Genomic DNA, 25,410 nt, shown 5'->3' on the forward strand with positions numbered 1-25,410 from the left:
GATGCTGGGTGTGCGGCGGTCGGGGCCCCGAACTATTTACTTGAGTTACGCAACGATATGGTAACCTGGTGCGTATGTCCACGTCACCGCTCCCCGCCGCCCCCTCCGCCTCCCCGGAGGTCGTCGAGATCGAGCGGGCGCTCTCCCGCATCACCTACCTGAGCACCCGCGCCCGGCAGCACGACCGGCTCATGGCCCTGGCCGGAGTGCCGCTGGACCGGGCCGCCGTGGCGCTGTTGCGGCAGATCGCCGACTCCGACGCGCTCCGCCCGGGGGAGCTGGCCCAGCGGCTCGGCGTGGAGGCCTCGCACGTCACCCGTACGGTGCAGCAACTTCAGAAGTCCGGCTATGTCACCCGGGTGCCCGACCCCGACGACGGCCGGGCCCAGCGCATCCAGCTGACCGTCGCGGGCCGCCGGGCCGTCGGCCGGATCCGGGACGCCGGAACCCGTGGGATGCAGCTGGCGCTCGCCGACTGGTCCCCGCAGGAACTGAGCCAGCTCGCCACGCTGTTCCACCGCATGGTCGACGACTTCCTCGCGTACGCCGCGGAGGACGACGCCGACCAGCACGCCCCGGCCTCCGGCGCCTGACGGCGCCCGACCCGGGGTGACCGACCTGCCTTACCGTCCAGTAATATCGCGCGGCAGGTCGTCAGAGGAGGAACCGTGTCACGGTCCGAACGCTCGTCCCTGCTGCTCGCCGGTCTGCTGGCCACCGCGGGCACCGCCCACTTCGCCGCACCGCGCCCGTTCGACGCCACCGTGCCCCGGGCGCTGCCCGGCTCGCCGCGGACCTGGACGTACGCGAGCGGGGTCGCCGAGCTGGCGCTCGCGGCGGGCCTGGCCGTGCCGCGGACCAGAAGGGTCGCCGCACTGGCCACCGCCGCCTTCTTCGTCGGCGTGTTCCCGGCCAACGTGAAGATGGCCGTGGACTGGCGCAACCGCCCCACCCCGCAGAAGGCCGCCGCCCTGGGCCGGCTGCCGCTCCAGATCCCCCTCGTGCTGTGGGCCCGCAGCGTCGCCCGCGGGACGGAGGGCCGGTCATGAGCGCGAGTGTCGAGGTCGGCGGCCAGGTCGAGGACTTCACGCTCCTCGACGAGACCGGCACCGCGCGCAGCCTCGTCGAGCTGCTCGCCGACGGGCCCGTCGTGCTGTTCTTCTACCCCGCCGCCCTGACCGCCGGCTGCACCGCGGAGGCCTGCCACTTCCGCGATCTCGCCGCCGAGTTCGCCGAGGCGGGCGGACGCCCGGTCGGCGTCAGCGGCGACTCCGTCGACCGGCAGCAGGAGTTCGCCGGCCGGCACACGCTCGGCATGCCCCTGCTCTCCGACCCCGACGGGAAGGTGCGGGAGCTGTTCGGCGTGAAGCGCGGGTTCTCCCTGGCCCCCACCAAGCGGGTCACCTTCGTCATCGCGCAGGACCGCACCGTGCTGGAAGTCGTACGCAGCGAGCTGCGGATGAACACCCACGCCGACCGGGCCCTCGCCGCACTGCGCGCCCACCGGGGCTGAGCGCCGGGCCGCCCGCCCGCCGGGCCGCCCCCGCGGGCGGCTCCGCGGGCGGGGCGGGTTCCAGGGGATGTTCCGGGGGCGTCCGGGGGGTTTCGGCGCGCTGCCGGACCCATGCGCTTGATGCGCTGCGACAATCGGATCATCCTGGGAGTTATGGAGCATGTCGCAGCCGTGGCGGTTGTCGACGCCCGGGGTGTCGTGACCGCATGGAGCGAGGGTGCCCGATCGCTGACGGGCCACGCCGCCGACCAGGTCGTGGGCCGTCCGGCGCGTGAGCTGCTGGCCGAGGATCTTGCGGTCGGCCCGGCACCCCCGCCGACCGGCACCACCGGCACCGCCGTCCTGCGCCACCGCGACGGTTCCACCGTCCCCCTCCGGCTCACGGCCTGCCCCGTGCTGGGCGCCCGCGGCACACCCGACGCATACGTGGTGACCGCCGAGCCGACCGGGGACCCGGAACGCCTGCTCGCGGGACAGGCCTTCCAGCAGGCGTCCATGTCGATGTCGATCTTCGACGTCCGGCAGCGCTACCTGCGCGTCAACGACGTGGCCCGCCAGGTGCTGGGAGTCCCGGAGGCGGACCTGCACGGCCGCTATCTGCTGGACACCGTCGCGGACGCCGAGCACAGCCGGGGCCTGCTGAACCATCTGCGCCAGGTGGCCGACACGGGCCGGCCGGTGCGCTACGAGAGCTTCACGGGCGCGCCCGCGCTGAACGGGGAACACGCCTGGACCGTCGAGATGTGGCCGGTCCGGGACGCCGGGGGCGAGGTGACCGCGGTCGCCCTCGCGGCGCTCGACAGCAGCGACCAGTACTGGGCCCAGCGGCGGCTGGGCCTGCTGAACCAGGCGTCGGCCGCCATCGGCACCACCCTGGACGTGGTGCGCACCGCGGAGGAGATGGTGGAACTCCTGGTGCCGAACTACGCCGACTTCGTCAGTGTGGACCTGCTCGACTGGGTCCTGTGGGCCGACGAGCCGCCCCGGGTGCCGGACAACGAGATCGTGTTGCGCCGGGTCGCCCACGGCTCCGCCAACGCGGGCACCCCCGAGGCGGCCGTGCACCTGGGCGAGGTGGACCTGTACCCGCCGTTCTGTCCGCCCGTGCGGGCCCTGGAGGAGGGACGGGTGATCGTCAGTGGCGCCGGCGACCCCGACTTCGGCCGGTGGTTCGCGGAGCGCGACCTCCGGGCCCCCGCCGGCCGCGCGTTCCGCAAGGGCGTCCACTCGATGATGGCGGTTCCGCTGCGGGCCCGCGGGGTCACCCTGGGCGTCGCCGTGGCCGTGCGCATCGCGCATCCGGACGACTACGCGGCGGATGACGTCGTCTTCGCCGAGGAACTGGCCGGCCGGGCGGCCCTGTGCATCGACAACGCCCGCCGCTTCGCCCGCGAGCGCGCGACGGCGCTCGCCCTCCAGCACAGCCTGCTGCCGCGCGGAATGCCCGGACAGGCGGCGGTCGACGTGGCCCACCGCTACCTGCCCAGCGGATCGCTCGCGGGCATCGGCGGCGACTGGTTCGACGTGATCCCGCTGTCCGGCAGCCGGGTCGCCCTGGTCGTCGGCGACGTCGTGGGGCACGGCATCGCCTCCTCGGCGACCATGGGCCGGCTGTGCATGGCCGTACGCACCCTCGCCGACGTGGACCTGCCGCCGGACGAGCTCCTCACCCACCTCGACGACCTGGTCGCCCACCTCGCGACGGACGACAGCGGCGGAGAGGTCGCCGAACTCGGCGCCACCTGTCTCTACGCCGTGTACGACCCCGTCACCCGCCGGCTCGCCCTGGCCTCGGCCGGGCACCCCGCCCCGGCCGTCGTGCTGCCCGACGGGACCGCACGGCTCATCGAGACGAGCCCAGGACCGCCGCTCGGCGTCGGCGGGCTGCCGTTCGAGGCGACCGAGCTGCAACTGCCCGAGGGCGCGGTCGTCGCCCTGTACACGGACGGTCTGATCGAGGACCGCGCCCGGGACATCGACAGCGTCACCACCGACCTGTGCCGGGCGCTGACCGCGCACACCGACACGCTCGACGGCCTCTGCGACAGCGTGCTCAAGGCCGTGCTACCCGAGGAGCCCGGCGACGACGTGGCCCTGCTGCTGGCCCGTACCCGGGCGCTCGGCGCGGACCAGGTCGCCACCTGGGACATCTCACCGGACCCCGAGCGGGTGGCCGCCACCCGGCAGGCCGTCACCGAGCGGCTGAACGCCTGGGGGCTGGAGGAGACGGCGTTCGTCACCGAACTCGTCGTCAGCGAACTGGTCACCAACGCCATCCGGTACGGCCACCCGCCAATCCAGCTCCGGCTGATCCGGGACCGCACCCTCATCTGCGAGGTCTCCGACGGCAGTTCCACCTCCCCGCACATGCGCCGCGCCCACGCCTTCGACGAGGGCGGGCGCGGTCTGCTGCTCGTCGCTCAGCTCACCCAGCGCTGGGGCAGCAGGCAGACCGGCAGCGGAAAGGTCATCTGGGCCGAGCAGCCGCTGCCGCCGCAGTGATCACTGGAAGGAGCAGCCCGGATTCGGCGCGTCCTCGGAGAACGGCGCGCCGTGCGGGAGCACGTACAGCACGTCGAGGACGAGCGGGGTGTCGCCCAGGTTGCGGCCGATGTGCACGTTGCCGGCTCCGGCCGGCTCCTGGATGGCGCTGCCGGCGTGGTAGACGCCGTCGGAGGCGCAGGTGGAGTCGAAGTGGCTGAGCGTGCCCTGCTTCACGAAGCCGTAGAGCGGGCCGTCGTGGTAGTGCCAGCCGGTGGCCTGACCGGGCGGGACGGTTATCTCCCGGAGGACGTAGTCGGTGTCTCCCACGGTCCGCTCGGCGAGGAGGCGGGCCGTGACACCGGGGCCGGCCGGGGTGGCGTGTGCGGTGCCGCAGACCAGGACGGTCGTGAGGGCGACCGCCCCGGTCACCATGGTGCGGAGCAGGGTGCGCATGGCGAAGGCCTCCTGGTGTGCGCGGGCGAACGGCGGGGTCCGCTGCGAACATAGAGGCACAGAAGGCGAGTTGGGGCCACATTCCGCATATCTGCGGCCCCTCGGGCGTCAGAACTCCTCGTGGACCTCGGGATCCCCGCCCAGCCGCCGCGGCGGGCGGTCCATGACGGCCGCCATCTGGGCCGGGTCCAGGGTGAAGCCGAAGACGTCGAGGTTCTCGCGCTGCCGCCCGGGGTGGGCCGACTTGGGGATGGGCAGCGCGCCGAGCTGGGTGTGCCAGCGCAGGACGACCTGCGCCGGGGTGACACCGAGCGCCTCGGAGACGGCGACGACGGCGGGGTCGGTCAGCAGTTCGGGACCACGGCCCAGCGGGCTCCAGCTCTCGGTGCGGATGCCCTTGCCCTCGTGGAAGGCGCGCAGGTCGGCCTGCGGGAACAGGGGGTGCAGCTCGATCTGGTTGACGGCGGGAAGGACACCGGTCTCCGCCTCCAGCCGCCGGATGTGGTCGGCCGTGAAGTTGGAGACGCCGATCGAGCGGACCAGGCCCCGCTCCCGCAGCTCGATCATGGCTCGCCACGAGTCGACGTACCGGTCGAGACGGGGCAGCGGCCAGTGGATGAGGTACAGGTCGACGTATTCCAAGCCGAGACGGGCGCGGGACTCCTCGAAGGAGGCGAGCGTCTCGGCGTATCCGTGGTGCCGCCCGGGGAGTTTGGTCGTGACGACGACCTCCTCGCGCGGGATCCCGGACGCGGCGACACCGCGGCCCACCCCGGTCTCGTTGCGGTAGTTCGTGGCCGTGTCGACGAGCCGGTAGCCCATTTCCAGGGCCGTGCCCACCGCATGTTCGGCCTCGGCGTCGTCCATCGGCCAGGTGCCGAGCCCCAGGGCGGGGACGATCGTGCCGTCGTCGAGCGTGTACGTCGGAGTGCTGATCACCGTCGGACCTTCCCTCGGCTGTGTTCCGGTCCCAGCCTCGGGGACGGAAGGCGGAATGATCAACCGGGCAGGCGGGGGAGAAGTCCGATGGACGCAACGGAGATGATGTCGCCGAACCAGCGGAGCGCGCATGACGAGGGACAGCGGGACGACGGACAGCCGTACGACGGGCGGCCGTACGACGGACGGGCCGGCGCGGGGTGCCGGTCTGGAGGTGAGACCCGTCGCCGGGCACATCGGGGCCGAGATCGAGGGCGTCGACCTGGCCGACGTTCTCGACGACGCCCAGGTGGCCGCGATCCGGGCGGCCGTGCTGCGCTGGAAGGTGGTGTTCTTCCGGGGGCAGCGGCTCGACCACGCCGGGCACCTGGCGTTCGCGCGCCGGTTCGGCGAGCCGGTCGCGCCGGTCAGGCGGGGAGGCGCCTCGCCCGCGGACTTCCCCCTGATCGAGACCACCGCCGACCGGCTGGAGCTGGGCGGACGGTTCGGGATGGAGCACGAGGAGTGGCTGGAGCGCCGTCGGCACACCCTGCTGCGCGGCTGGCACTGCGACCACGGCGCCCGGGTCGACCCGCCCGCCGCGACGATCCTGCGCGCCGAGACAGTCCCGCCCTACGGCGGCGACACCACCTGGTCCAACCTGGCGGCCGCCTACGCCGGACTGTCCGCGCCGGTGCGGGCGTTCGTCGACGGCCTGCGGGCCGAGCACCGGCTGGGCGTCGGCTACCGGCCACGCCCCGGTGACGACGCGTACGTGCGCCACCTGCTGGACCACCAGGTCGCCTCCGAGCACCCGCTGGTGCGGGTCCACCCGGAGACCGGGGAACGGGTGCTGTACGTCAACGGGTACTACCTCGACCAGATCACCGACGTGTCCCGCCCGGAGAGCCGGGCGCTGCTGGACATGCTGCTGGAGCAGGCGGTCCGCCCCGAGTACACCGTCCGCTTCCGCTGGGAGCCGGGCAGCGTCGCCTTCTGGGACAACCGGGCCGCCATCCACCTGGCGCCCACCGACAACGCCCACCTCGGCTTCCCCCGCACCATGCACCGGGTGATGCTCGCCGGTGACGTGCCGGTCGGCGCCGACGGCAGACCGTCGCGGCCGCTCGTCGGCACCGAGGCGGGCCGCTGGTGAACCGAGGGCCCGGCCAGGACCGCGGCCGAACGGTTCAGCGCAGCGGTATGACGACGTCGTCCTCGACCGGCGGGTCGAGCTCCTGGGCCAGGTTGCCGGTCGCCGCGAAACAGCGCAGCCGGACCGCGTCCGGGGTGACGTCCACGCGGAGGAAGCTCTTGAAGAACGGCGGGCTGTACGTGGCCGAGCCGGGGGAGAACAGCTGTGTGTAGATCTTCCGTACCGGCAGCCGGAAGCGGGGCCTCCGGCCGGGGCGGCCGCCCGCGCCCAGCAGGCGGGCGACCAGCCGGACGCGCCGGGTGACCCTGGCGTCCGGTCCCGGGGCACGGGTCGGGGTGATGCCCAGGCGTTCGGCCATGACGGCGGTCGCCTCGTCCTCGGTGAGGGTGAAGAAGCGGCGCAGCCGCAGCCGGCGGCCGTACAGGCGGCTGTAGAAGGCGAGGGAGTCGCCGCGCAGCGGGTAGCAGCGGAAGCCGTGCTCGTCGACGTTCGCGACCCGGACGCGCGGGATGGTGTGCGTGGCGTGCATGAACGCCCCGCCGCCGCCCGAGACCACGTACTGCACGGTCCGGCCGTCCACGTCCACCGGATAGCGCTGGTAGTTGTGGATGTCACCGCCGATCGCCGCCACGTAGTGGTGCGCGGGGTCGCGGACCACGTCGTCGACCGTGCCGCCGCCCTCGACCGGGCAGGGGTGGTGCTCGCCGTCCACGTACAGGGGCGATCCGGTGACGAGGATCTTCGGGCGGGGGCCCCGGGACACCTCGCGCAGCCAAGCGCCCTGCTCGGCGTCGATCGTGCCCAGCAGACCGGTGTCGATGCCGACGATCCTGACGGGCCCGGCGTCGATCGCCCAGTAGGGGCCGGGCTGGACCGCCTGTTGACCGGCCGAGGCACGCAACTCCCGTGCTTCGTCCAGGTGTCGTCCGTCACCGCGGCGCGGCCGGTGCCACAGCAGATGCCGCAGCCAGGCCCGGGTGAGCGGGCGGGGCGCGGGCTCGGCGGGCAGCGGCGGGACGTCGCCGCAGAAGACGCGCATGAACGCGCCGAGGTCCTCGTACCAGTCGTGGTTGCCCGGTATCGCGTAGACGGGCGCCGGGTAGTCCCGGTAGGGCCGGAAGAACTTGCCCTCGTAGTCGTCGGCGCTTCCGACGGGGTAGATCACGTCGCTGGCCACGACGGCGAACCGGGTGTCCTGAGCGACCTTCAGGAAGCCCGGTACGACGGCGTACTGAGGTTCGTCGCCCTCCCCGGGGTCGCCGATCACCATGAAGGAGAACCGGTCCGGGTCGTCGCGCCGGACGATCCGGTCGGCGGGCGCCCCGGCCGCCGCGGCCCGGTCCGCCCAGCGGCCGCGGGTGCGACCGGTCGGATCACCGAACCAGGAGGCCAGCACGCCGTTGCGGGCGGCCCACAGCGTTCTGGGGTTCAGCCACGACAACTTCTCGACCTCGGCCGGCATCAGCCGCTTGTACGTGCCGAGTTCGGCGGCGCCCCAGCCCGCGCCCGCGGCCGTGTCGCGTGAGGAGTCAGACATCCGGGCACCGTAGCAACGCTCCCGGAGCGCTCTTCCGGCGGCCCTGGCGGAGGAGCCGGATCGGGCGCGGAGAGGGTGGGGATCGGGGCGGACCGTCCGGCTGGACCGGTGTGTACGGGCAGCCGTCGCGCACAGAGGGATAACCCTCGATTGCCTCTTGCATGGCTGACATGGCTTGGTCAAGCCTGTCATTCTCGCCCGTATCGCTGCACAGAGCAGTCACAGCTGCCTGCGCGGCAACGGTCCCGCACAACTCGGCTCGTCCCGGACAGCACACCCGTCTGCCCGGTCTGTCATCGGCCGCCCCACGGCCGCAGCAGTAGGAGAACGAGTGAGACGCAACCCCCGCAAGCGGACCGCGGTAGGAGTGGCCCTGCTCTCCACCGCCGCCTTCCTCGCCGTCGGCATCCAGTCCGTCCCGGCGTCGGCACAGCCCGCTTCCCCCCACCCCAGCCCCCTGCGCACCGGGGGCCTCACGGCCGATCTCACCCCGGCCCAGCACACGGCGCTGATCAAGAGCGCCGCCCTGAAGACCACCCAGACCGCCCAGAGCCTCGGCCTGGGCGCGAAGGAGAAGCTCGTCGTCAAGGACGTCGTCAAGGACAACGACGGTACCCTCCACACGCGTTACGAGCGCACCTACGACGGTCTGCCGGTCCTCGGCGGCGACCTCGTGGTGCACACTCCGCCCGCCTCGCAGGCCACCGGCACGGTGAGCACCACCTTCAACAACAAGAACGCCGTGAAGGTGTCCTCCACCACCCCGGCCTTCACCAAGGCGGCGGCCGAGACCAAGGCCCTGAAGGCGGCCAGGACCCTCGACGCCGAGCAGCCCGCGGCCGACAGCGCCCGCAAGGTGATCTGGGCCGCCAACGGCACCCCGAAGCTCGCCTGGGAGACGGTGGTCTCCGGCCTCCAGGACGACGGCACGCCGAGCCGGCTGCACGTGATCACCGACGCCACCACCGGCGCGGAGCTCGGCAGTTTCCAGGACATCAAGACCGGCACCGGCAACACCCAGTACAGCGGCACGGTCACCCTGAACACCACGCTGTCGGGATCGACGTACCAGCTCACGGACTCCACCCGCGGCGGCCACAAGACGTACTCGCTGAACAACGGCACGTCCGGCACCGGCACGCTGATGACGGACTCCGACGACGTCTGGGGCACCGGCTCGGGTTCCAACACCCAGACCGCCGGCGCCGACGCCGCCTACGGCGCCCAGATGACCTGGGACTTCTACAAGAACACCTTCGGGCGCAGCGGCATCAAGAACAACGGTGTCGCCGCCTACTCGCGCGTCCACTACAGCACGGCGTACGTCAACGCCTTCTGGGACGACAGCTGCTTCTGCATGACCTACGGCGACGGCACCAGCAGCACCCACGCGCTGACCTCGCTCGACGTCGCGGGCCACGAGATGAGCCACGGCGTCACCTCCAACACCGCGGGCCTGAACTACACCGGTGAGTCCGGCGGCCTGAACGAGGCCACCTCCGACATCTTCGGCACCGGCGTGGAGTTCTACGCCAACAACTCGACCGACGTGGGCGACTACCTCATCGGCGAGAAGATCAACATCAACGGCGACGGCACCCCGCTCCGTTACATGGACAAGCCGTCGAAGGACGGTTCGTCCGCCGACTCCTGGTACTCCGGCGTCGGCAACCTGGACGTCCACTACTCCTCGGGCCCGGCGAACCACATGTTCTACCTGCTCTCCGAGGGCAGCGGCTCCAAGACCATCAACGGTGTCACGTACAACAGCTCGACCTCCGACGGTGTCGCCGTCGCGGGCATCGGCCGCGCCGCCGCCCTTCAGATCTGGTACAAGGCGCTGACGACGTACATGACGTCCAGCACCAACTACGCGGCCGCCCGCACCGCCGCGCTGAACGCCGCGACCGCGCTGTACGGCGCGAGCTCCACCCAGTACGCGGGTGTGGCCAACGCCTTCGCCGGTATCAACGTCGGCAGCCACGTCACCCCGCCGACCAGCGGTGTGACCGTCACCAACCCGGGCAGCCAGTCCTCCACCATCGGTACCGCGGTGAGCCTGCAGATCTCGGCCAGCAGCACCAACAGCGGCTCGCTCACCTACTCCGCCAGCGGTCTGCCCACCGGCCTGTCGATCAGCAGCTCCACCGGCGCGATCACCGGTACGCCGACCACCGCCGGCACGTACAGCACCACGGTGACCGTCACGGACAGCACCGGCGCGACCGGCACGGCGTCCTTCACCTGGACCGTCAGCTCCTCCGGGGGCGGCGGCACCTGCACCTCGACGCAGTTGCTGGGCAACGCCGGCTTCGAGTCGGGCAACACCACCTGGACCGCGAGCAGCGGCGTCATCACCACGGACTCGGGTCAGGCGGCCCACGGCGGTTCGTACAAGGCCTGGCTGGACGGTTACGGCTCCACGCACACCGACACGCTCTCGCAGTCGGTGACCATCCCCAGCGGCTGCAAGGCCTCGTTCACCTTCTGGCTCCACATCGACACCGCGGAGACCACCACCAGCTCGCAGTACGACAAGCTGACGGTCACCGCCGGATCGACCACGCTGGCGACGTACTCCAACCTCAACAAGGCCACGGGGTACACCCAGAAGACCTTCGACCTGTCCTCGTTCGCCGGCTCCACCGTGAGCATCAAGTTCAGCGGTGTCGAGGACTCCTCCCTCCAGACCAGCTTCGTCGTGGACGACACCGCCGTGACGACCAGCTGACCCTCCGCCGCACGAACGACATCCCGCACGCGGGCTCCCTCCGCGTGCGGGATGTCTTCGTCCGTCCGGGCCCGCCGGGGGCCCGGACGCCGGATCAGAAGGTGCGCTCCAGCAGGTCGAGCAGCGCCGCCCAGTGCCGCTCGTCGCCCTCCTTGTGGTACGACGCGGTGTCGGCCTGCGTGTACCCGTGCGGGGCGCCGGGGTAGACCTCGCAGCGGTGCCGGACGCCGGCGGCCGTCAGCGCCTGCTCGAACCGCTCGATCTGCTCCTCGGGCAGCGACGGGTCGTCGTCGGCGTGGCCGAAGTACAGCTCGGCGGTGATGTGTTCGGCGGCCAGATGGGGGCTGTCCGGCGCGTCGGTCGCCAGCCGCCCGCCGTGGAAGCCGGCCGCGGCCGCGACCCGCTGCGGGTGGGCGCCGGCGGTGCGCAGCGTCAGCCGGGCGCCCATGCAGTAGCCGGTGACCGCGACCGGCCCGTCGGCCACCAGCGGGCTCTCGGCCAGCCATCGCAGATAGGCGTCGGCGTCGCGTACCGAGAGCTCCGGCGTCAGCGCCTGCATGACCGGGACGATCTGGTCCCAGATCTCGGGGCGGGCCTCCGGGTCGATGAACTCGGGCAGATCGAAGACGGGGGTGCGGGCGTGCCGGTAGAACACGTTGGGCACCAGCACCGTGTAACCGGCCGCGGCCAGCCGGTCGGCCATCGACCGCAGATGCGGCCGCAGCCCGAAGGCGTCCTGGTAGAGCAGGACACCCGGACGGGGGAGCCCGTCCGCCGGACGGGCCAGGTAGGCGTCGGCGATGCCGTCCTCGGTGGGGACGTCCACGGCTGTTCCCTGTACGGAGGTCATGGGTCTGCCTCTCTGCGCGGTCGACGGCGGGAAACTCGGCGGCCCGGTGTCCCGGGCCGTGATCATGCTCTCACGCACCGTCCGCCGTACCGTGAACTGCCCCCGGAAGCAGCCCACTTGGGGCACCGGCCGGGTCGGGTCGGCTCACTCGAACCGGGTCACGTCACCGGCCCCGTACCGTACGATCTCCGCCTCGCCGCCGGAGAAGTCGACGACCGTCGTCGGCTCGGTGCCGCAGTCCCCGGAGTCCAGCACGCCGTCCAGGACGTGGTCCAGCCGGTCCTTGATCTCCCAGCCCTGGGTCAGCGGCTCGTCCTCGCCCGGCAGCAGCAGCGTGCTGGACAGCAGCGGCTCGCCGAGCTCGGCGAGCAGGGCGTGGGTGACGGTATGGTCGGGGATGCGTACGCCGACGGTCTTCTTCTTCGGGTGCTGCAACATGCGCGGCACCTCCTTCGTCGCCGGCAGGATGAACGTGTAGCTGCCCGGGGTCGACGCCTTGACCGCCCGGAACACGTCGTTGTCCACCCGCACGAACTGGCCGAGCTGCGCGAAGTCCTGGCAGACGAGGGTGAAGTGGTGCCGGTCGTCCAGGCCGCGGATGGACCGGATCCGGTCGATGCCGTCGCGACTGCCCAGCCGGCAGCCGAGCGCGTAGCAGGAGTCGGTCGGGTACGCGATCAGCGCGCCCGCGCGGATGCTCTCGGCGACCTGGGCGATGGTGCGCGGCTGCGGGTTGTCGGGGTGTACGTCGTAGTACTTCGCCATTGCACGAGCTTATGCCGAGCGAGGCGGGCCGCGCCGCAGGCGGAACCGGGCCGGAGCGGGCGGGGCGGCGCCGGTGGCGGTGGACCGCGCCCCCGGCGGTGGGCCGCGCACGCGGCCCTGTCGGCGTCGACCGGTCGTGAGGTAACGTCGCCGACCAGGAAACCTGAGGTCAGCGGCGGTACGGAGCTCTGAGGAGGGAGGACGGCATGACGGAGGGCGACACCTCGGCATGGGCGCAGGAACTTCTGGAGCTGCTGCGCCCCGCCGCACGCGACGTCGGCAAGGTCGTCGACTGGCTCGCCGCCACGGTGGACGCGACCGTGTCCCTGCGGGACGACGCGGGCGCCCTGCTCGCCGGTCCGGCCGCCCTCCCCGGCGGGTCCGGTTCCGACGGGTCCCTCCCCGATGAGTCCCCGGCCGATGCGTCCCTGCCCGATGAGTCCCTGGCCGCCGACGTCGTCGCCGGCCGGATCGCCTCCGCGGCCTGGCACGGCCGCGGGCGCCATCTGAGGCTGGTCAGGATCGAACTCCAGCGCGGGTCCTCGGCCGGCCTGCTGACCGTGGAGCGCGCCGGCCCCTTCGACCGGCGTGCCTCCGAGATCGTCACCCACACCGCCGCCGTCCTCGAAGTGCTGCTGCGGGCCCACCGCACGACCACGACCGGACGCCGGCTCCAGCGCGCCGCCGCCGATCTGCGGCTGGCCATCCTGCAACTGCTGATGGTGGAGGACACCGTCTCGGCGCGCCGGGTCGCCGCGGGGCTCTGGCCCGGCCTGCTCGACACCGACACGGCCGGCGTCTACGTCGTCGAGGGCCGCATCGAGGAGCGCGACGAACTCGCCGAGCGATGTGTGGAGGCGACCGGCGAACAGGCCCTGGTCGTGCGCTGCCCCGCCATGGACGCCCACGTCATCGTCGTCACGCCCCGCGAGGCCACCGACGAGGACCTGCGCGCACTGATCGCCGACCGCGCCGACACCTACCTCGGCGGCAGCACCCGGCAGAACCTCGCGTGCACCGCCACCGCCTACGGACAGGCGGTCAGCGCCCTCGCCGTCGCCCGCTTCCGCCCGGACCGCACCGCCGTGTACGCCGAGCGCACCCATCCCGGACGGCTGATGGACCCCGCCGCGCTCCGCGCCTGGACCTCGGCCCTGCTGCGCCCGCTCGACACGCTCGCGCACCACACCAGCGCCGAACTGCTCGCCACCACCCGGCTCGGGCTGGAGTTCACGGCCGTGAACGCGGCCAAGATCCTCGGCGTCAGCCGCAACACCGTCCGCGCCCGGATGGAACGCGTGGAGTCCCTGCTGGGCACGGACTTCTCCGCGCTCACCGTCCGGGCCGCCGTCCACCTGGCGCTGAACACCCAGGTCGGCCTCCCGACGGACGGGACCGCCGCGCGGCCGGACCCCGCCCGCCTGGACGACCTGCTCACCGGGCCCGCGCTGCGCACCTGGGCCCAGGACCTGCTGGGCCGGCTGGACACCGACGCCCGCGACCTGCGCGGCAGCCTGCGCGCCTGGCTCGCCGCGGGCGGCAACGCGGAACGGGCCGCGCAGCGGATCGGCGTCCACGCCCAGACCGTACGGGAGCACGTCCGCAGCGCCGAGCCGGTACTCGAGCGCCGGCTGCTGACCGCGGGCAGCGATCTGTACGAGGTCGTCCTGGCCCACCTGGTCACCGACGACCTCGACCGGCCCGCCCTCGGTCCGCGGCCTCACCCGGAGGAAACGGGCCATCCGGGCGCACTTGTGCACAGGTGAGTCCCGCGGGCCGGCCACCGGGCACGCCCGCGATTCACAACCCGTACCTCATCCACATAGGTTCGGGGAGTCGCCGGGGCGCGACCGGAACGGGGGACCGGTCGGCCCCGGCGCGGTACCCAGGACCCCGAGGACTTCGGAGTCAGCCGTGCAGCCGGACCGGGATCCGCTGCCAGCCGAAGGCGATGAACGACGGCACCTGGCGCAGCTCCTCGGCGTCGACGGCGAGCGCCAGACCGGGGAAGCGGTCGAACAGCGCGGGCAGCGCGGTCAGGGCCTCCATCCGGGCCAGCGGCGCGCCGATGCAGCGGTGCACCCCGATCCCGAACGCCAGATGGTCGTCGGCCCCGCGCGAGGCGTCGAAGGTGTCCGCGTCCGGCCCGTAGTGCGCGGGGTCCACCCCCGCGGCCGCGTACGTGGTGATGATCGCGTCGCCGGCCGGGATCGTCACGTCGCCGACCTTCAGGTCCTCGACGGCGAACCGCAGCGGCAGCGAGGCGATGGACGGGTGCACCCGCAGCGTCTCGTCGACGACCGCGTCCCAGCCGGTCTCGCCCGCCCGCACCGCCGCGAGCTGCCCGGGGTCCTTCAGCAGGGCGACGACCGCGTTGCCGATGAGGTTCACGGTCGTCTCGAAGCCCGCCCCGATCACCAGCAGCAGGGTGTAGAGCAGCTCGTCGTCGGCGAGCCGGTCGCCCTCCTCGTCCCGCACCCGGATCAGCTCGGTCGTCAGGTCGTCGCCGGGGTGCTCGCTGCGGTGGGCGATGAGCGAGCCCAGGACCGTACCGATCTGCTCCTGCACGAAGGCGGCGTGCTCCGGGGTCGGGTCGGAGGTGTCCATGATGGCCGCGATGAGCCGGGCGGTGGCGTCCCGCAACTCCTCCGGCACACCGAACAGTTCGCAGATGATGCGCATCGGCAGCGGGTGTGCGAACCCCTCCTTCACATCGACGGACGCGCCGTCCTGGCCGGCCTCGGCCAGCGCGTCGAGCAGTTCCGCCGTGACCGCCTCGACCCGGGGGCGCAGCGCCTCGGTGCGCCGGTGGGTGAAGCTGGGCGCCACCAGCCTGCGCAGCCGGGTGTGGTCGCCGCCGTAGGTGGAGAGCATGTTGACCACGCCCACCCAGCCCAGGATCCAGCCCCAGGCGGGGTGTTCGCCGACCTCGGGCCACAGCCGCCAGTGCAGCCGCGGGTCCTTGCTGACCCGCGGGTCGAGGATCAGCTCCTTGAGGGTGTCGTAGCCGGTCGGCGCCCAGGCGGGGATGCCGCCGGGCAGCTCCACCGGCACGATCGGGCCGAGAGCGCGCAGCCGCGCGCTCTCGGCCGGGATGTCGGTGCCGAACGGGTCGAGGGCGACGCGGTCGGTGACGCTCATGCGGGGTCTCCTGGCTGGTCGGGGGAGCGGGGGCTGAAACGGACGGGCAGCGCGGTCAGCGAGCGGTGGAAGGGGCCGGGCCGCCAGCTCAGGCGCTCGCGGGCGAGCACGGGTTCCACGTCGGGCAGCCACTGGGTGAGCCGCTCGATCGCCTCGGTCACGATGAGCAGCGTGTGCTGCCGTACCGGGCAGGTGTGCGGTCCGGCGCCCCAGGACAGGTGCGAGGCGTCGTTCGGGCGGCGCCCGGAGGTCACCTTGCGCTCGGCGAAGCGGCCGAGCGCCCCGTAGGACACGACCACCGGCACCGCGGCCCGGATCCACGCCCCGTGGAACTCCAGCGGCTCGACCGCGTAGTAGATGCCGTAGTTGGCCAGGGGCGTCTCGTGGTGGAGGACCTCCAGGACCGCGTCCATGACCGGTCGCGCCCCGCTGGTGAGGGTGGAGTAGTAGAGGGGGTTGCCGAGGATCCTGGACAGCGCGTTGGACAGCAGGTTCGCGGTCGGCTCGAAGCCGGCGCCGAGGGTGAGGAACACCTGCCAGGTGACCTCCTCCGCGGTCAGTCCGGCCGGATGGTCCAGCAGCCGGCTGGGCAGGTCGTCGCCGCGCCGCTCGGCCTTGGCCGCGATGAGCCCCAGCACGTACCGCGCGAACTCGGCCTCCCCCTCGACCGCCTGGTCGCCGCCCTCCATCATCTTGCCGAGGCCCTGGTTCAGCCGGTCGCCCTGGCTGTCCGGCAGCCCGAACAGGTTGTTGAAGACCAGTGCCATCAGCGGCCGCGAGAAGTCGGCCACCAGATCGGCCCGGCCGCTCGGCCCGAACCGGCCCACCAGCACGTTCACCGCGCGGTGCACCCGGGAGCGCAGGTCGTGCGGTTCGACGTCGTCGAAGACGTCGATGAGCGTGGTGCGGTAGCGGACATGGTCGGCGCCGTCGGCGAACAGCGCGTTGGGCCGCCACCGCATCATGCCGAGCACGGGCGAGTCGTCCGGGACCGTGTTCTCCCACGCCCGGGGGTCGTGCGAGAAGGCGTCGGTGTCGCGCAGCACCTCCAGCGCGGCCTGCCGCTCGGTGACGATGTACGCCGGTACGCCCGGCGCGAGTTCGCCCCAGCCGACCGGTCCCTGGGCGCGCAGCGCGGCGTAGTAGCGGTCGGGATCGCGGGCGAAGCCCTCCTCCCACAGCCGTACGGGCGCGGAGCGGGAGAAGGCCTCTTGGGCGGGGGGCAGGGTGGTCACCGGTTCTCCGGGGGGTCGCGGTCGATCAGGTGCTCGACCAGGGCGAGCAGTGCGTCGAGGGAGGAGTTCGCGTCCCGCGCGTCGCACGTCACCATGGGGGTGCCCGGCTCCAGGTCCAGGGCGGCGCGCAGCTGTTCGGGGGTGTGGTGGCGCGGGGCGTCGGGAAAGGCGTTGAAGGCGACCGCGTACGGCAGCCCGGTCTCCTCCACCAGCCCCAGCACGTCGAACGACGCGTCGATGCGCCGGCTGTCGACCAGCACCAGGGCCCCCAGCGCGCCGTACGCGATGTCGTCCCACAGCGAGCGGAACCGCTCCTGTCCCGGCGTGCCGAACAGGTACAGCACGACCCCGCCCGGCAGGCTGATCCGGCCGAAGTCGATGGCTACGGTGGTGGTCGCCTTCTCCCGCACCCCGTCGAGGTCGTCCACCTGCTCGGACGCCTGGGTGAGGTGCTCCTCGGTGTGCAGCGGCCGGATCTCCGACACCGAGTCGATCAGGGTCGTCTTGCCCACGCCGAAGGGGCCCGCGACCAGGATCTTCACCAGGTCGCGGGCGGTGTCGGGCAGGTGGATGCCACTAGTGCTTGAGGGCGCGGAGGCCATCGGCCACTCTCTTCAGCAGGTCGGGTTCGAACCGGTCGGCGGTCGGGATCGGCGCACGGGCGAGGACCAGGCCCCGGTCGAGGAGAGCGGCCGTGAGGACCCGCACCGCGGAGACCGGCAGCCGCAGCAGCGCGGCCGCCTCCACCACCGTCAGCGAACCGTCGTCAAGGACTTCCAGCAGGGCGAGTTGAGCCGCCGCCAGATCCGTGGGCGCGGTCTCTCCGCTGCCGGTGAGCACCGACAACCGCTCCAGATGGGGTCGGCTGGGCCGCGCCACTCCGCCGGTCGACAGGTACGCGGGAACCAGGGGACGGCCGCCTGGGCGGCCGGTCATGTCGGCGCGCCGCCGTCGGTTCCCCGGGGCGCGGCGGCCATCGCCTTCTCGCCCAGCCGGGCCACCTGGGAGTGGACCCGGTGACCGAGCAGGTCGAGCCGGGCCTCCGGGTCCCCGTACGCGGCCACACAGGTGCCGTGGTCCGTGGGCACGATCAGTACGTAGCCGTGGTCGGACTCGATGACGACCTGTCGCACCTCGGCCCGGTCCCGGTCGGCGAACGCCGCCGCGGCGGTCCGGCAGGCCCCCTGCACGGTGCTGGTGATGGCGGCCACCCGCTCCGCCGACGGCCGGGACAGCGCGTCGGTGTATCCCTTGACGAGTCCGTCCCTGGTCAGCAGCACGGCGGCCACCACGTGCGGCACCTGAAGGATCGGCTCCAGGACCCATGCCATGTCACCCGTGTCGCGGCTGGTCATCGAGCCGTTCCTCCTTCGTGGTCGGTCTGTTCGGTGGTGTCGGCGCCGTCTTCCGCCGACCGGCGCGCGACGGCGGGTTCCGGGGCGGCGCCGGGGTCCGCGGCGGCCGCGGAGCGGGCCGCGGCGGTGGCGGACTGGAGCGCGCCCAGGGCCGCGGCGGCCTCCTCGGGGCGGCGGGCCGGGCGGGGCGGGGTGGCCTCGGCGGCGGCGCTCACCCGTGGCCGGCGGCGGCGCTGCGGCAGTCCGCCGGTGTCCCGGGGGTCGGCCGGGGCCTCGTCGTGCTCCGGGGTGTGCCCGGAACCGGACGCCGAGGCGTCGTCGTCGGGGTCGGTCCCGTAGGTGTGGGCCGGGGTGTCGGTGGCCGGTGCGGCGGCGGCCGGGTCCGGATCCTGCGGGACGTGCGTGGTGCGCGGGGCGCTGGCCGCAGGCGGTCGTTCGGCCGGATCGATGCGGCTGAGGAGGTGGCTGTCGACCCGCAGCACCGCGCGCACACCGCCGTAGGGGGAGGGCGAGGAGACGTCCACGGTCAGGTCGAACTGCCGGGTGAGCTGGCCGATCGCGGCCAGGCCCATGCGGGGCGGGTCGCCGAGGTCGGTCAGCAGGATCGGGTCACGACCGCCCACCAGTCGCTGGGCGCGGGCGCGTTCGTCCTCGGTCATGCCGAGGCCCGCGTCGTCGACCGTGACGCACACTCCGTGGTGGACGTGCTCCAGGTTCACCACGACGTCGGTGTCCGGCGCGGAGTGCCGCAGCGCGTTGTCGAGCAGTTCGGCCACGATGATGGCGGCGGGCTCGACCGCGTGCGACACCAGCGCGGTGCCGGGCCGGAGATGGTTGTGGACCTTGACCCGGTGGTAGCCGGGCACGCGTGCCTGGCCGCCGGTGACGGCGTCGACCAGGTGCGATTCCTCGCGCGCCAGTCCGACCCAGGCCCCGCACACCACCGCGGCGATCTGCGCCCGGCGCAGGGACTGCTCGTTCTCGTGGTCGAGCTGGAACAGGGTCAGCGTCAACTCGGGGTCGTCGTACCGTTGTTGCAGCGCGCGCAGGGCGTCCTGGAGCCGGTACAGGGCCGCCTGGATCTCCCGGGTGGCGCCGCGCATCCCGGCCTGCGCGGCCGCGTCGATCCGGGTGCGCTGCGCGGCCAGTTCGGCGCGCAGCCCGTCCAGGACGCTCTCCAGCGCGATGCCCAGCGGGGTTCCGTCGGTCTGCGTCCGGAGCGGGCCGGGGACCGTGATGTGCCGGTGGGCGGGCTGCCGGGCGGCGGCGGGCAGGCGCCGGGTCGCGAGGTGCTCGACCTCGGCGGTGAAGGCACGGGAACGGCCGTCCAGTTGGGTGCGCAAGGAGGTTATCTCCAGGCGTTGCCGGTGCTGTTGGCGCCGCGACCGCAGCAACAGGCCGCCGAGGGCGAGCGCGGACAGGGTGCCTGCGGTGAGTCCGCCGGTCACGAGGTCCGGTAATTCGATCATCGAATCGGTTCCAGGGAAAGTCGGTCGGGGCAGGGGTCCGAGCCCCGCTGTCGAGGCGCGCTCGCAGCACAGTACACACTGTCATCGACCGCTCTCGCACGGTCGAGGATCAGTTGGGACCAAAACGGCCCGACCTCTGTTCAGTTCTGTTCCGACTGTCTGAATTGCCTTGTGCTGACTATGAGTTGAAGTTCAGCCGTGCGGCAGGACCACCGCGCGACCGTTGATCTTCCCCGCGTGCAGCCGCTCGTAGGCGAGCGGTGCCTCGTCCAGGGAGAAGGTCTCGGTGTGCACGGACACGGCACCCGAGCGGGCCAGCGCCAGCACCTCGACCAGTTCGCCGCGGCTGCCCCAGTAGGGTGCGCTCACCGACACCTCGAAGGGCAGGCTGCCGAAGCCGACGGGCAGCGAACCGCCGGCGATGCCGACGATCGTGACATCGCCCTCGACGGCGGCGACGGCGCCGGCCGTGGTCACGGTGGGCTGTGCGCCGACGAAGTCGAACACGGCCTCCGCGCCCACTCCGCCGGTGAGTTCGCGCACCGTGGCCGCGGCCCGCGGGTCCGAGAGCACCACCTCGTGCGCGCCGACCTCGCGCGCCAGGCGCAGCTTGTCCTCGCTCACGTCCAGGGCGACGACCCGGGCCGGTGTCATCGCGCGCAGCAGCTGGATCGCGACGTGCCCGAGACCGCCGGCGCCGATGACGACCGCGGTGGAGCCCGGCACCAGCTTGGGCAGCGACCGCTTGATCGCGTGGTACGGGGTCAGGCCGGCGTCGGTCAGCGGCACCGCCGCGACCGGGTCGAGGCCGTCCAGCGGCACCAGGTGCCGGGGGTCGTCGACGAGCAGGTACTCGGCCATCGAGCCCGGTGCGCCGAGCCCCGGCGGACGGATGCCGAGCTCCTCGGCGCGCAGGCAGTAGTTCTCCTTGCCCTGCACGCACTTGGCGCAGGTCCCGCAGCCCTGGGGGCCGTAGACCGCGACGGCGTCGCCCTCCTTCACCCCGGTCACACCCGCGCCCAGCGCGGCGACCGTGCCCACGCCCTCGTGGCCGAGGGTGAGCGGAAGGCCGTAGGGGAAGCCCTCGGCGGGCCAGCTCATCACCGCGATGTCGGAGTGGCACACCCCGGCGGCGGTGACCTTCAACAGGACCTGGCCGGGGCCGGGTTCGGGATCGGGTACGGTCACGACCTCGGGCGGGGCGCCTATCGTGCGGTACTGAAGCGCCTTCATGGCGGATCTCCTTGCGCTGCTCAGACGGCCGTGTAGGCGCCGTCGACGAGGTGGTAGCCGCCGGCCACGAACGAGGCACGCTCGGACAGCAGGAAGGCGATCAGTTCGGCGACCTCCTCGGAGCGGCCCAGGCGGCCGGCCGGGTGCAGGCCCACCAGCCCGTCGTAGGCCGCCTGGTCCATGCCCTTGAGCAGCGGGGTCTCGATGAAGCCCGGGCCGACCGCGTTGACGCGGATGCCCTGCGCGGCGTACTCGGCGGCCGCCGTCTTCGTCAGCCCGACCACGCCGTGCTTGGCGGCGACGTACGCGCCCGAGCCGGCGAAGGCGACCGAGCCGAGGATGGAGGCGACGTTCACGATCGCGCCGCCCCTGCCGCCCGCCTCGATGGCCGGGAGCTCGTAGCGCATCGAGTAGAAGACGCCGTCGAGGTTGGTGCGTACGACACGGTCGTACGCCTCGATGTCGTACGCGCCGGTCGGGGCGCTCGGGCCGCCGATGCCGGCGTTGTTCACTGCCAGGTCCAGGCCGCCGAAGGTGTCGACCGCGAACGCGACGGCCGCCTCGACGGACTGCGGCCGGGTCACGTCCAGCGCCACGGCGGCGGCCTTGACGCCCTCCGCCCCGAGTGCGGCGGCGGCCTGCTCGGCGCCCTCGGCGTTGTAGTCGGCGATGACGACGTTCGCGCCGCCGGCGCCCAGCCGGCGGGCGGTGGCCAGGCCGATGCCGGACGCGGCGCCCGTGACGAGCGCGGTCCGGCCGGAGAACTCGGTGGCGTAGTCGGTGGCGGGGGTGGTGCTCATGCTGTGCTCACTGTTCGGTAGTGCTTTCGGCGGCCGCGGACGCGGCCTCCGAGGTCAGGGCGTCGTAGGCCCGCTCCACCAGGGCGGCGAGGTCCCCGGTGGCCGGGTCGTGGTCGGCCGCGCCGCGCGCCCACAGGCGCAGCGCGGCGGTGAGGACGCCGGCGGCGGCGTCCACGACGACGGCCGGGCGCACGTCCCGGACGTCGTCGGTGCCGAGCCGCTCGGCGATGATCCGCACCGACTCCTCCTGGGCGTCGACCCGGATGCGCTCGTAGGCGGCGAACAGGTCGGGCTCGCGGTCCACCAGGGCCAGCAGGCGCCGCATCTCGGGGCGCAGGTGCCAGGCCGGGTTCGCCTCGTCGGCGAGCCACCGCCGCACCGCCCTGCGGTAGGCGAGCAGCGGGGGTTCGGCGGCGGGCCGGGCCCGCAGCGCGGTGTTGATGGCGTCGCCGTCGCCGCGGACGAAGTCGAGGGCCGCGTCCTCCTTGCCGGTGAAGTGGCGGCTGAAGGTACGGCGGGTGACGTCGGCGCGCTCCGCGATCGCCTCCACCGTGGTCGTCGCCAGGCCGTGTTCCAGGATCAGCTCCAGGGCGGCGGCGGCCAGCGCGTTGCGGGTCTGCCGGGCCTTGCGTGTGCGACGGTCCTCGAGGGTGCCGCCGACGGCCGGGTCGATGGGGGGCTCCGTTGCCTTCATGGGGACGAGGCTACACCTGTAATGTCCCAATGAGACATGAGACCCGCCGAGACATCTGTCTCATGGGGACATCAAGGGGCTGCGGGCGGTGTCGCCCGTGACATCGGCCGTGATGTGGCCCCGGCGGCACTGTCGGGGTGCCGTTTTCGCCCCTAGACTGACAACTCGCTTACATGCGGGCGTAGTTGACAGGGGGAGCCGACATGTCCGGGGACTGGTACGACGCGCGTCAAGGTGACTACGTGGTGCCCCCGATGCCGCCGGCGCCACCACCCGTGCCGCCCGCGCCACCCGCACCACCCGACGGCGTCCGGGCGGTCGCGGTGGCCGTCCTCAACCTCAGCGGCCTGGGCCTCGGCTACCTGCTCGTCCGAAGACGGCTCCTGGCGGCGGCCTGCTGGGCCGCGACCGCGGTACTCCTTCTCGTGGCACTGCCGGCCGACCCGGACGGCGTCCCCGGGGCCGCACTCGTCCTCTACGCCCTGTTCCTGCTCGCCGTCGCGGCGCACGGCGCGGTCGTGGGCCTGCGCACCCGGCCGGCGTGGCCGCCCCGCGCACCCCTCGCGCTCGCGCTGGGACTGGTCCTGCTCGCCGCGCCGGCCGGTGGCGTCGTGCTCTACGACAACGCCCGCGACGAGGCCGTCGAGCAGATGCTCCTCGACCGCCTCGACGAGGCCGACCGGCTGGTGAAGTCGACCGGCGGAGAACACTTCGAGAGCGCGCGGGCCGACTACCGCAAGGCGCTGGCCGTCTACGCCGACCTGCGCGCGCAGCATCCCGCCTCGCGGGCGGCGGCCCGGGTGCCCGGCCGGATGAGGACCTTCTACACGACAGTCGGCGCCCCGTACGCGGCGGGCAACTACTGCGACGCGGTGGCCCCGCTGAAGTACCTGCGCACGGTGCCGAAGTCGCTGCCCGGCACGGACCTCGGCGACCTGGCCGACTGGCCCGAGGACCGCCTGGCCACCTCGCTCTACGAGTGCGCGTCCGACGCGCTGGCGACCGGTGAGGCCACCTGGCCGACCGGGTTCGGTGAACTCCTCACCGGCTTCCCGGAGTCCGCGCAGGCCGCGAAGGTCGAACCGGCCGTCGCCGCCGCCGTCGGCACCACCGAGAAGGGTCTGCGCGGCAGCGAACCGTGCACGAGCGTCGAGCAGTTGAAGACCCTGGGCACCCGCATCGACGGCCTGTCGGGAGCGCCGGCCGACATCGGCGACGCCCTCGCCAAGGACGCCCGGCGGGCCCGTTCCAGTGCCGACGCGGGGACCTACACCTGCGGAGTCGACCAGTACAAGGACGGCGACTTCGAGGACGCGCAGGCCACGATGAACGCGTACGCGGCAGGCCACCGGGGCTCCGGGAAGGCCGCGCTGGCCAAGAAGTTCGCCATCGCGGCGGAGGTCGCCCAGACGCTGCCCGCCGCCGGCAAGCGCGTCCCGACGAACCGCTCCGGCGGCAGCATCTCGGTCACCGTCAAGAACGACAGCCCCGACGAGATCACCGTCCTGTACACGGGACCGGTCACCGGCAGCTTCACCCTCAAGGCCTGCGGGAGCTGCTCCGTCTACCCCTTCGCCGGGACCAGCCTGTCGGGCTTCGAACCGTGCAGCGACAGCGGCAAGAAGTATCCGCAGCGCACCATCCGACTCCCCGTCGGCACGACGTACTTCGTGCACCGGCCCAAGAACGACAGCACCGCCTCGGCCGGCTCGGACACGGCCAAGCTGGAGTCCGGCTACATCTACACGGAATGCGCCTACACGACGCAGGGCTTCGGGGTGACCTCATGAGCGGGCCGCACATACGCTCCTACCGCACGACCGACGACGACGGTGTCGCGGACGTGTGCGCCCGCACCGCGGACCTCGGCGGCGACTCCCGGCACATCTACCCCGACACACGGCTGATGTCGACCCTGTTCGCCGCCCCCTACTGTCACCTCGAACCCGGGCTCGCGTTCATCCTCGACGACGGACGCGGCGGCGTCGGCGGATACGTCGTCGGCACCGCCGACACCGAACGGTTCGCCCCGGACGTCCGCGACCGCTGGATCCCGCGCGTCGTCGACCGGTACCCGCCGCTCGCCGGACCGGCCACGACGCCCACCGAGGAGATGATCGACCTGCTGCACCGGCCCGAGCGCATGGTGCTCCCCGAACTCAAGGAATATCCCGCCCACCTGCACATCGACCTGCTCCCCGAGTTCCAACGACGCGGGTACGGCAGGCAGTTGATGCACACGCTCTTCGACGCCCTGCACGATCGGGGTGTCCCGGCCGTCCACCTCGGCATGGTCACGGCCAACACCGACGCCCGCGCGTTCTACGACCGGCTCGGCTTCCACGAGATCCCGGTGCCGGACCCGGGACCGCTGACCTACCTGGGCAGGACGACCGACACCCGTTGACCGGTCACCCGCTGACCGGTCACCCGGACCCCGGCGCCGACTCCGGCGTCGGGACCGGCCAGGCACCGCGCGCCACCAGGTCGAGCACGAGCGCACCGATGTTCCAGGCGTCGTCCTCACCCCGGTGGTGCCGCCCCTCCAACGGAAGCCCGGCCAGCCGCAGCGCCTGCGCCATGCCCGGCCGTCCGCGCAGCTTGTAGGCAGCGGCGAAGACCGCCTTGGCATTGGTATGCGTACGCTCGGCGGGGTGGCCGAACGGATACGCCACCCCCTGCGCCCGGCACTGCCGGGTGAACTGGCGCCGGTCGTAGTCACCCCAGCTCGCCCACGGCCGCACGCCCGCCGCGTACCGCTCGGACAGCGTCCGGCAGGCCTCGGCGAAGCCGACACCACGGTCGGCCTCGGCCTGGGTGAGCCCCGTCAGCTCGGTGCAGAACGCCGAGACCGTGGACCGTACGGGCCGCACCACGATCCGGTGCCGCTCCGTGCGCTCCCGGGTGCGCAGGTCGACGACGGTGAGCCCGATCTCGATCACCTCGCTCACCGCACCGGGCGGCGGCTGCCCGTCCCAGCAGGTCGCCTCCAGGTCGATCACGTTCAGCAGTCCGTCGGCGTCCGTGGTGTCCATACCCCAACGGTAGGGAAGGAGCAGCCCGCGGATCACCTGAT

The 25,410-nt window shown here is 72.8% G+C and carries 24 protein-coding genes; 9 read left to right on the forward strand and 15 right to left on the reverse strand.

The annotated features are described in order from the left end of the window. Positions 1 to 74: 74 nt before the first annotated feature. The 4 genes from ACZ60B_RS30960 to ACZ60B_RS30975 all read left to right on the forward strand — a co-directional run bounded on the left by ACZ60B_RS30960 (position 75) and on the right by ACZ60B_RS30975 (position 4,015). Positions 75 to 593: a MarR family winged helix-turn-helix transcriptional regulator gene (locus tag ACZ60B_RS30960; RefSeq protein WP_469392755.1), complete on the forward strand. Its 519-nt coding sequence runs from the start codon at positions 75 to 77 to the stop codon at positions 591 to 593. A 75-nt stretch (positions 594 to 668) separates the two neighbouring features. After that, positions 669 to 1,049 (forward strand): DoxX family protein, encoded by a 381-nt coding sequence (locus tag ACZ60B_RS30965; protein ID WP_469392757.1) that lies wholly within the window; start codon positions 669 to 671, stop codon positions 1,047 to 1,049. Next, a complete protein-coding gene (locus ACZ60B_RS30970) occupies positions 1,046 to 1,513 on the forward strand; it encodes a peroxiredoxin (protein WP_469392758.1) in 468 nt (155 codons plus the stop codon). The genes ACZ60B_RS30965 and ACZ60B_RS30970 overlap by 4 nt, the downstream gene beginning before the upstream one ends. A gap of 153 nt (positions 1,514 to 1,666) precedes the next feature. Continuing rightward, positions 1,667 to 4,015 carry an ATP-binding SpoIIE family protein phosphatase gene (locus tag ACZ60B_RS30975; protein WP_469392760.1) on the forward strand — a complete coding sequence of 783 codons (2,349 nt, stop codon included), beginning with the start codon at positions 1,667 to 1,669 and terminating at the stop codon, positions 4,013 to 4,015. Here ACZ60B_RS30975 and ACZ60B_RS30980 read toward each other — a convergent pair whose 3' ends face one another. Together ACZ60B_RS30980 and ACZ60B_RS30985 are read right to left on the reverse strand one after the other, a co-directional pair. After that, the gene (locus ACZ60B_RS30980; protein ID WP_469392762.1) at positions 4,016 to 4,450 is read right to left on the reverse strand and encodes a cupin domain-containing protein; all 435 of its coding nucleotides are present in this window, start codon (positions 4,448 to 4,450) and stop codon (positions 4,016 to 4,018) included. It abuts the gene before it with no gap. Between the two features lie 108 nt (positions 4,451 to 4,558). Further along, the gene (locus ACZ60B_RS30985; RefSeq protein ID WP_469392764.1) at positions 4,559 to 5,389 is read right to left on the reverse strand and encodes an aldo/keto reductase; all 831 of its coding nucleotides are present in this window, start codon (positions 5,387 to 5,389) and stop codon (positions 4,559 to 4,561) included. A 130-nt stretch (positions 5,390 to 5,519) separates the two neighbouring features. Here ACZ60B_RS30985 and ACZ60B_RS30990 point away from each other — a divergent pair, with 130 nt between their 5' ends. Then, on the forward strand, positions 5,520 to 6,524 hold the full coding sequence (locus tag ACZ60B_RS30990; RefSeq protein WP_469392766.1) for a TauD/TfdA dioxygenase family protein: 1,005 nt from the start codon (positions 5,520 to 5,522) through the stop codon (positions 6,522 to 6,524). Between the two features lie 34 nt (positions 6,525 to 6,558). On the opposite strand, the gene ACZ60B_RS30995 is transcribed toward ACZ60B_RS30990, so the two are convergent. After that, positions 6,559 to 8,061 (reverse strand): metallophosphoesterase family protein, encoded by a 1,503-nt coding sequence (locus tag ACZ60B_RS30995; protein WP_469392768.1) that lies wholly within the window; start codon positions 8,059 to 8,061, stop codon positions 6,559 to 6,561. 331 nt (positions 8,062 to 8,392) lie between these two features. Between ACZ60B_RS30995 and ACZ60B_RS31000 the strand changes: the two genes are divergently transcribed. Further along, positions 8,393 to 10,792 carry a M4 family metallopeptidase gene (locus tag ACZ60B_RS31000; RefSeq protein WP_469392770.1) on the forward strand — a complete coding sequence of 800 codons (2,400 nt, stop codon included), beginning with the start codon at positions 8,393 to 8,395 and terminating at the stop codon, positions 10,790 to 10,792. A 94-nt stretch (positions 10,793 to 10,886) separates the two neighbouring features. On the opposite strand, the gene ACZ60B_RS31005 is transcribed toward ACZ60B_RS31000, so the two are convergent. Both ACZ60B_RS31005 and ACZ60B_RS31010 read right to left on the reverse strand, forming a co-directional pair. Beyond that, positions 10,887 to 11,642, reverse strand: coding sequence for a dienelactone hydrolase family protein (locus tag ACZ60B_RS31005; protein ID WP_469392772.1), 756 nt, complete (start codon positions 11,640 to 11,642; stop codon positions 10,887 to 10,889). A 144-nt stretch (positions 11,643 to 11,786) separates the two neighbouring features. Further along, entirely contained in the window at positions 11,787 to 12,407 is a 621-nt protein-coding gene (locus ACZ60B_RS31010) for an L-threonylcarbamoyladenylate synthase (protein WP_469392774.1), read from the reverse strand. 206 nt (positions 12,408 to 12,613) lie between these two features. Here ACZ60B_RS31010 and ACZ60B_RS31015 point away from each other — a divergent pair, with 206 nt between their 5' ends. Beyond that, positions 12,614 to 14,173, forward strand: a complete 1,560-nt coding sequence (locus tag ACZ60B_RS31015) for a helix-turn-helix domain-containing protein (protein ID WP_469392776.1) — start codon at positions 12,614 to 12,616, stop codon at positions 14,171 to 14,173. A 142-nt stretch (positions 14,174 to 14,315) separates the two neighbouring features. Here ACZ60B_RS31015 and ACZ60B_RS31020 read toward each other — a convergent pair whose 3' ends face one another. From ACZ60B_RS31020 to ACZ60B_RS31060, 9 genes are all read right to left on the reverse strand, one after another. Continuing rightward, entirely contained in the window at positions 14,316 to 15,548 is a 1,233-nt protein-coding gene (locus tag ACZ60B_RS31020) for a cytochrome P450 family protein (protein ID WP_469392778.1), read from the reverse strand. After that, on the reverse strand, positions 15,545 to 16,783 hold the full coding sequence (locus tag ACZ60B_RS31025; RefSeq protein ID WP_469392780.1) for a cytochrome P450 family protein: 1,239 nt from the start codon (positions 16,781 to 16,783) through the stop codon (positions 15,545 to 15,547). Before ACZ60B_RS31025 ends, ACZ60B_RS31020 begins: the two co-directional genes overlap by 4 nt. Beyond that, on the reverse strand, positions 16,780 to 17,385 hold the full coding sequence (locus ACZ60B_RS31030; protein ID WP_152893752.1) for a GTP-binding protein: 606 nt from the start codon (positions 17,383 to 17,385) through the stop codon (positions 16,780 to 16,782). The genes ACZ60B_RS31025 and ACZ60B_RS31030 overlap by 4 nt, the downstream gene beginning before the upstream one ends. After that, entirely contained in the window at positions 17,360 to 17,719 is a 360-nt protein-coding gene (locus tag ACZ60B_RS31035) for a DUF742 domain-containing protein (protein ID WP_469392782.1), read from the reverse strand. The genes ACZ60B_RS31030 and ACZ60B_RS31035 overlap by 26 nt, the downstream gene beginning before the upstream one ends. Beyond that, positions 17,716 to 18,138, reverse strand: a complete 423-nt coding sequence (locus ACZ60B_RS31040) for a roadblock/LC7 domain-containing protein (RefSeq protein ID WP_392615797.1) — start codon at positions 18,136 to 18,138, stop codon at positions 17,716 to 17,718. Before ACZ60B_RS31040 ends, ACZ60B_RS31035 begins: the two co-directional genes overlap by 4 nt. Beyond that, the gene (locus ACZ60B_RS31045) at positions 18,135 to 19,607 is read right to left on the reverse strand and encodes an ATP-binding protein (protein WP_469392784.1); all 1,473 of its coding nucleotides are present in this window, start codon (positions 19,605 to 19,607) and stop codon (positions 18,135 to 18,137) included. Before ACZ60B_RS31045 ends, ACZ60B_RS31040 begins: the two co-directional genes overlap by 4 nt. 192 nt (positions 19,608 to 19,799) lie before the next feature. Continuing rightward, complete coding sequence (locus tag ACZ60B_RS31050; RefSeq protein WP_469392786.1) at positions 19,800 to 20,840, reverse strand: NAD(P)-dependent alcohol dehydrogenase; 1,041 nt, start codon at positions 20,838 to 20,840, stop codon at positions 19,800 to 19,802. A gap of 20 nt (positions 20,841 to 20,860) precedes the next feature. Further along, positions 20,861 to 21,640 carry an SDR family NAD(P)-dependent oxidoreductase gene (locus ACZ60B_RS31055; protein ID WP_469392788.1) on the reverse strand — a complete coding sequence of 260 codons (780 nt, stop codon included), beginning with the start codon at positions 21,638 to 21,640 and terminating at the stop codon, positions 20,861 to 20,863. 7 nt (positions 21,641 to 21,647) lie between these two features. Next, on the reverse strand, positions 21,648 to 22,334 hold the full coding sequence (locus ACZ60B_RS31060) for a TetR/AcrR family transcriptional regulator (RefSeq protein ID WP_469392790.1): 687 nt from the start codon (positions 22,332 to 22,334) through the stop codon (positions 21,648 to 21,650). Between the two features lie 203 nt (positions 22,335 to 22,537). On the opposite strand from ACZ60B_RS31060, the gene ACZ60B_RS31065 reads away from it, so the two are divergent. Further along, on the forward strand, positions 22,538 to 24,124 hold the full coding sequence (locus ACZ60B_RS31065) for a hypothetical protein (RefSeq protein WP_469392792.1): 1,587 nt from the start codon (positions 22,538 to 22,540) through the stop codon (positions 24,122 to 24,124). Next, positions 24,121 to 24,741 (forward strand): GNAT family N-acetyltransferase, encoded by a 621-nt coding sequence (locus ACZ60B_RS31070; RefSeq protein ID WP_469392794.1) that lies wholly within the window; start codon positions 24,121 to 24,123, stop codon positions 24,739 to 24,741. The genes ACZ60B_RS31065 and ACZ60B_RS31070 overlap by 4 nt, the downstream gene beginning before the upstream one ends. 19 nt (positions 24,742 to 24,760) lie before the next feature. Here the strand turns inward: ACZ60B_RS31070 and ACZ60B_RS31075 are convergent, their stop codons facing one another. Continuing rightward, positions 24,761 to 25,369, reverse strand: coding sequence for a 3'-5' exonuclease (locus ACZ60B_RS31075; RefSeq protein ID WP_469392796.1), 609 nt, complete (start codon positions 25,367 to 25,369; stop codon positions 24,761 to 24,763). Positions 25,370 to 25,410 lie beyond the last annotated feature (41 nt).

Source organism: Streptomyces sp. NPDC104096, assembly GCF_055584385.1.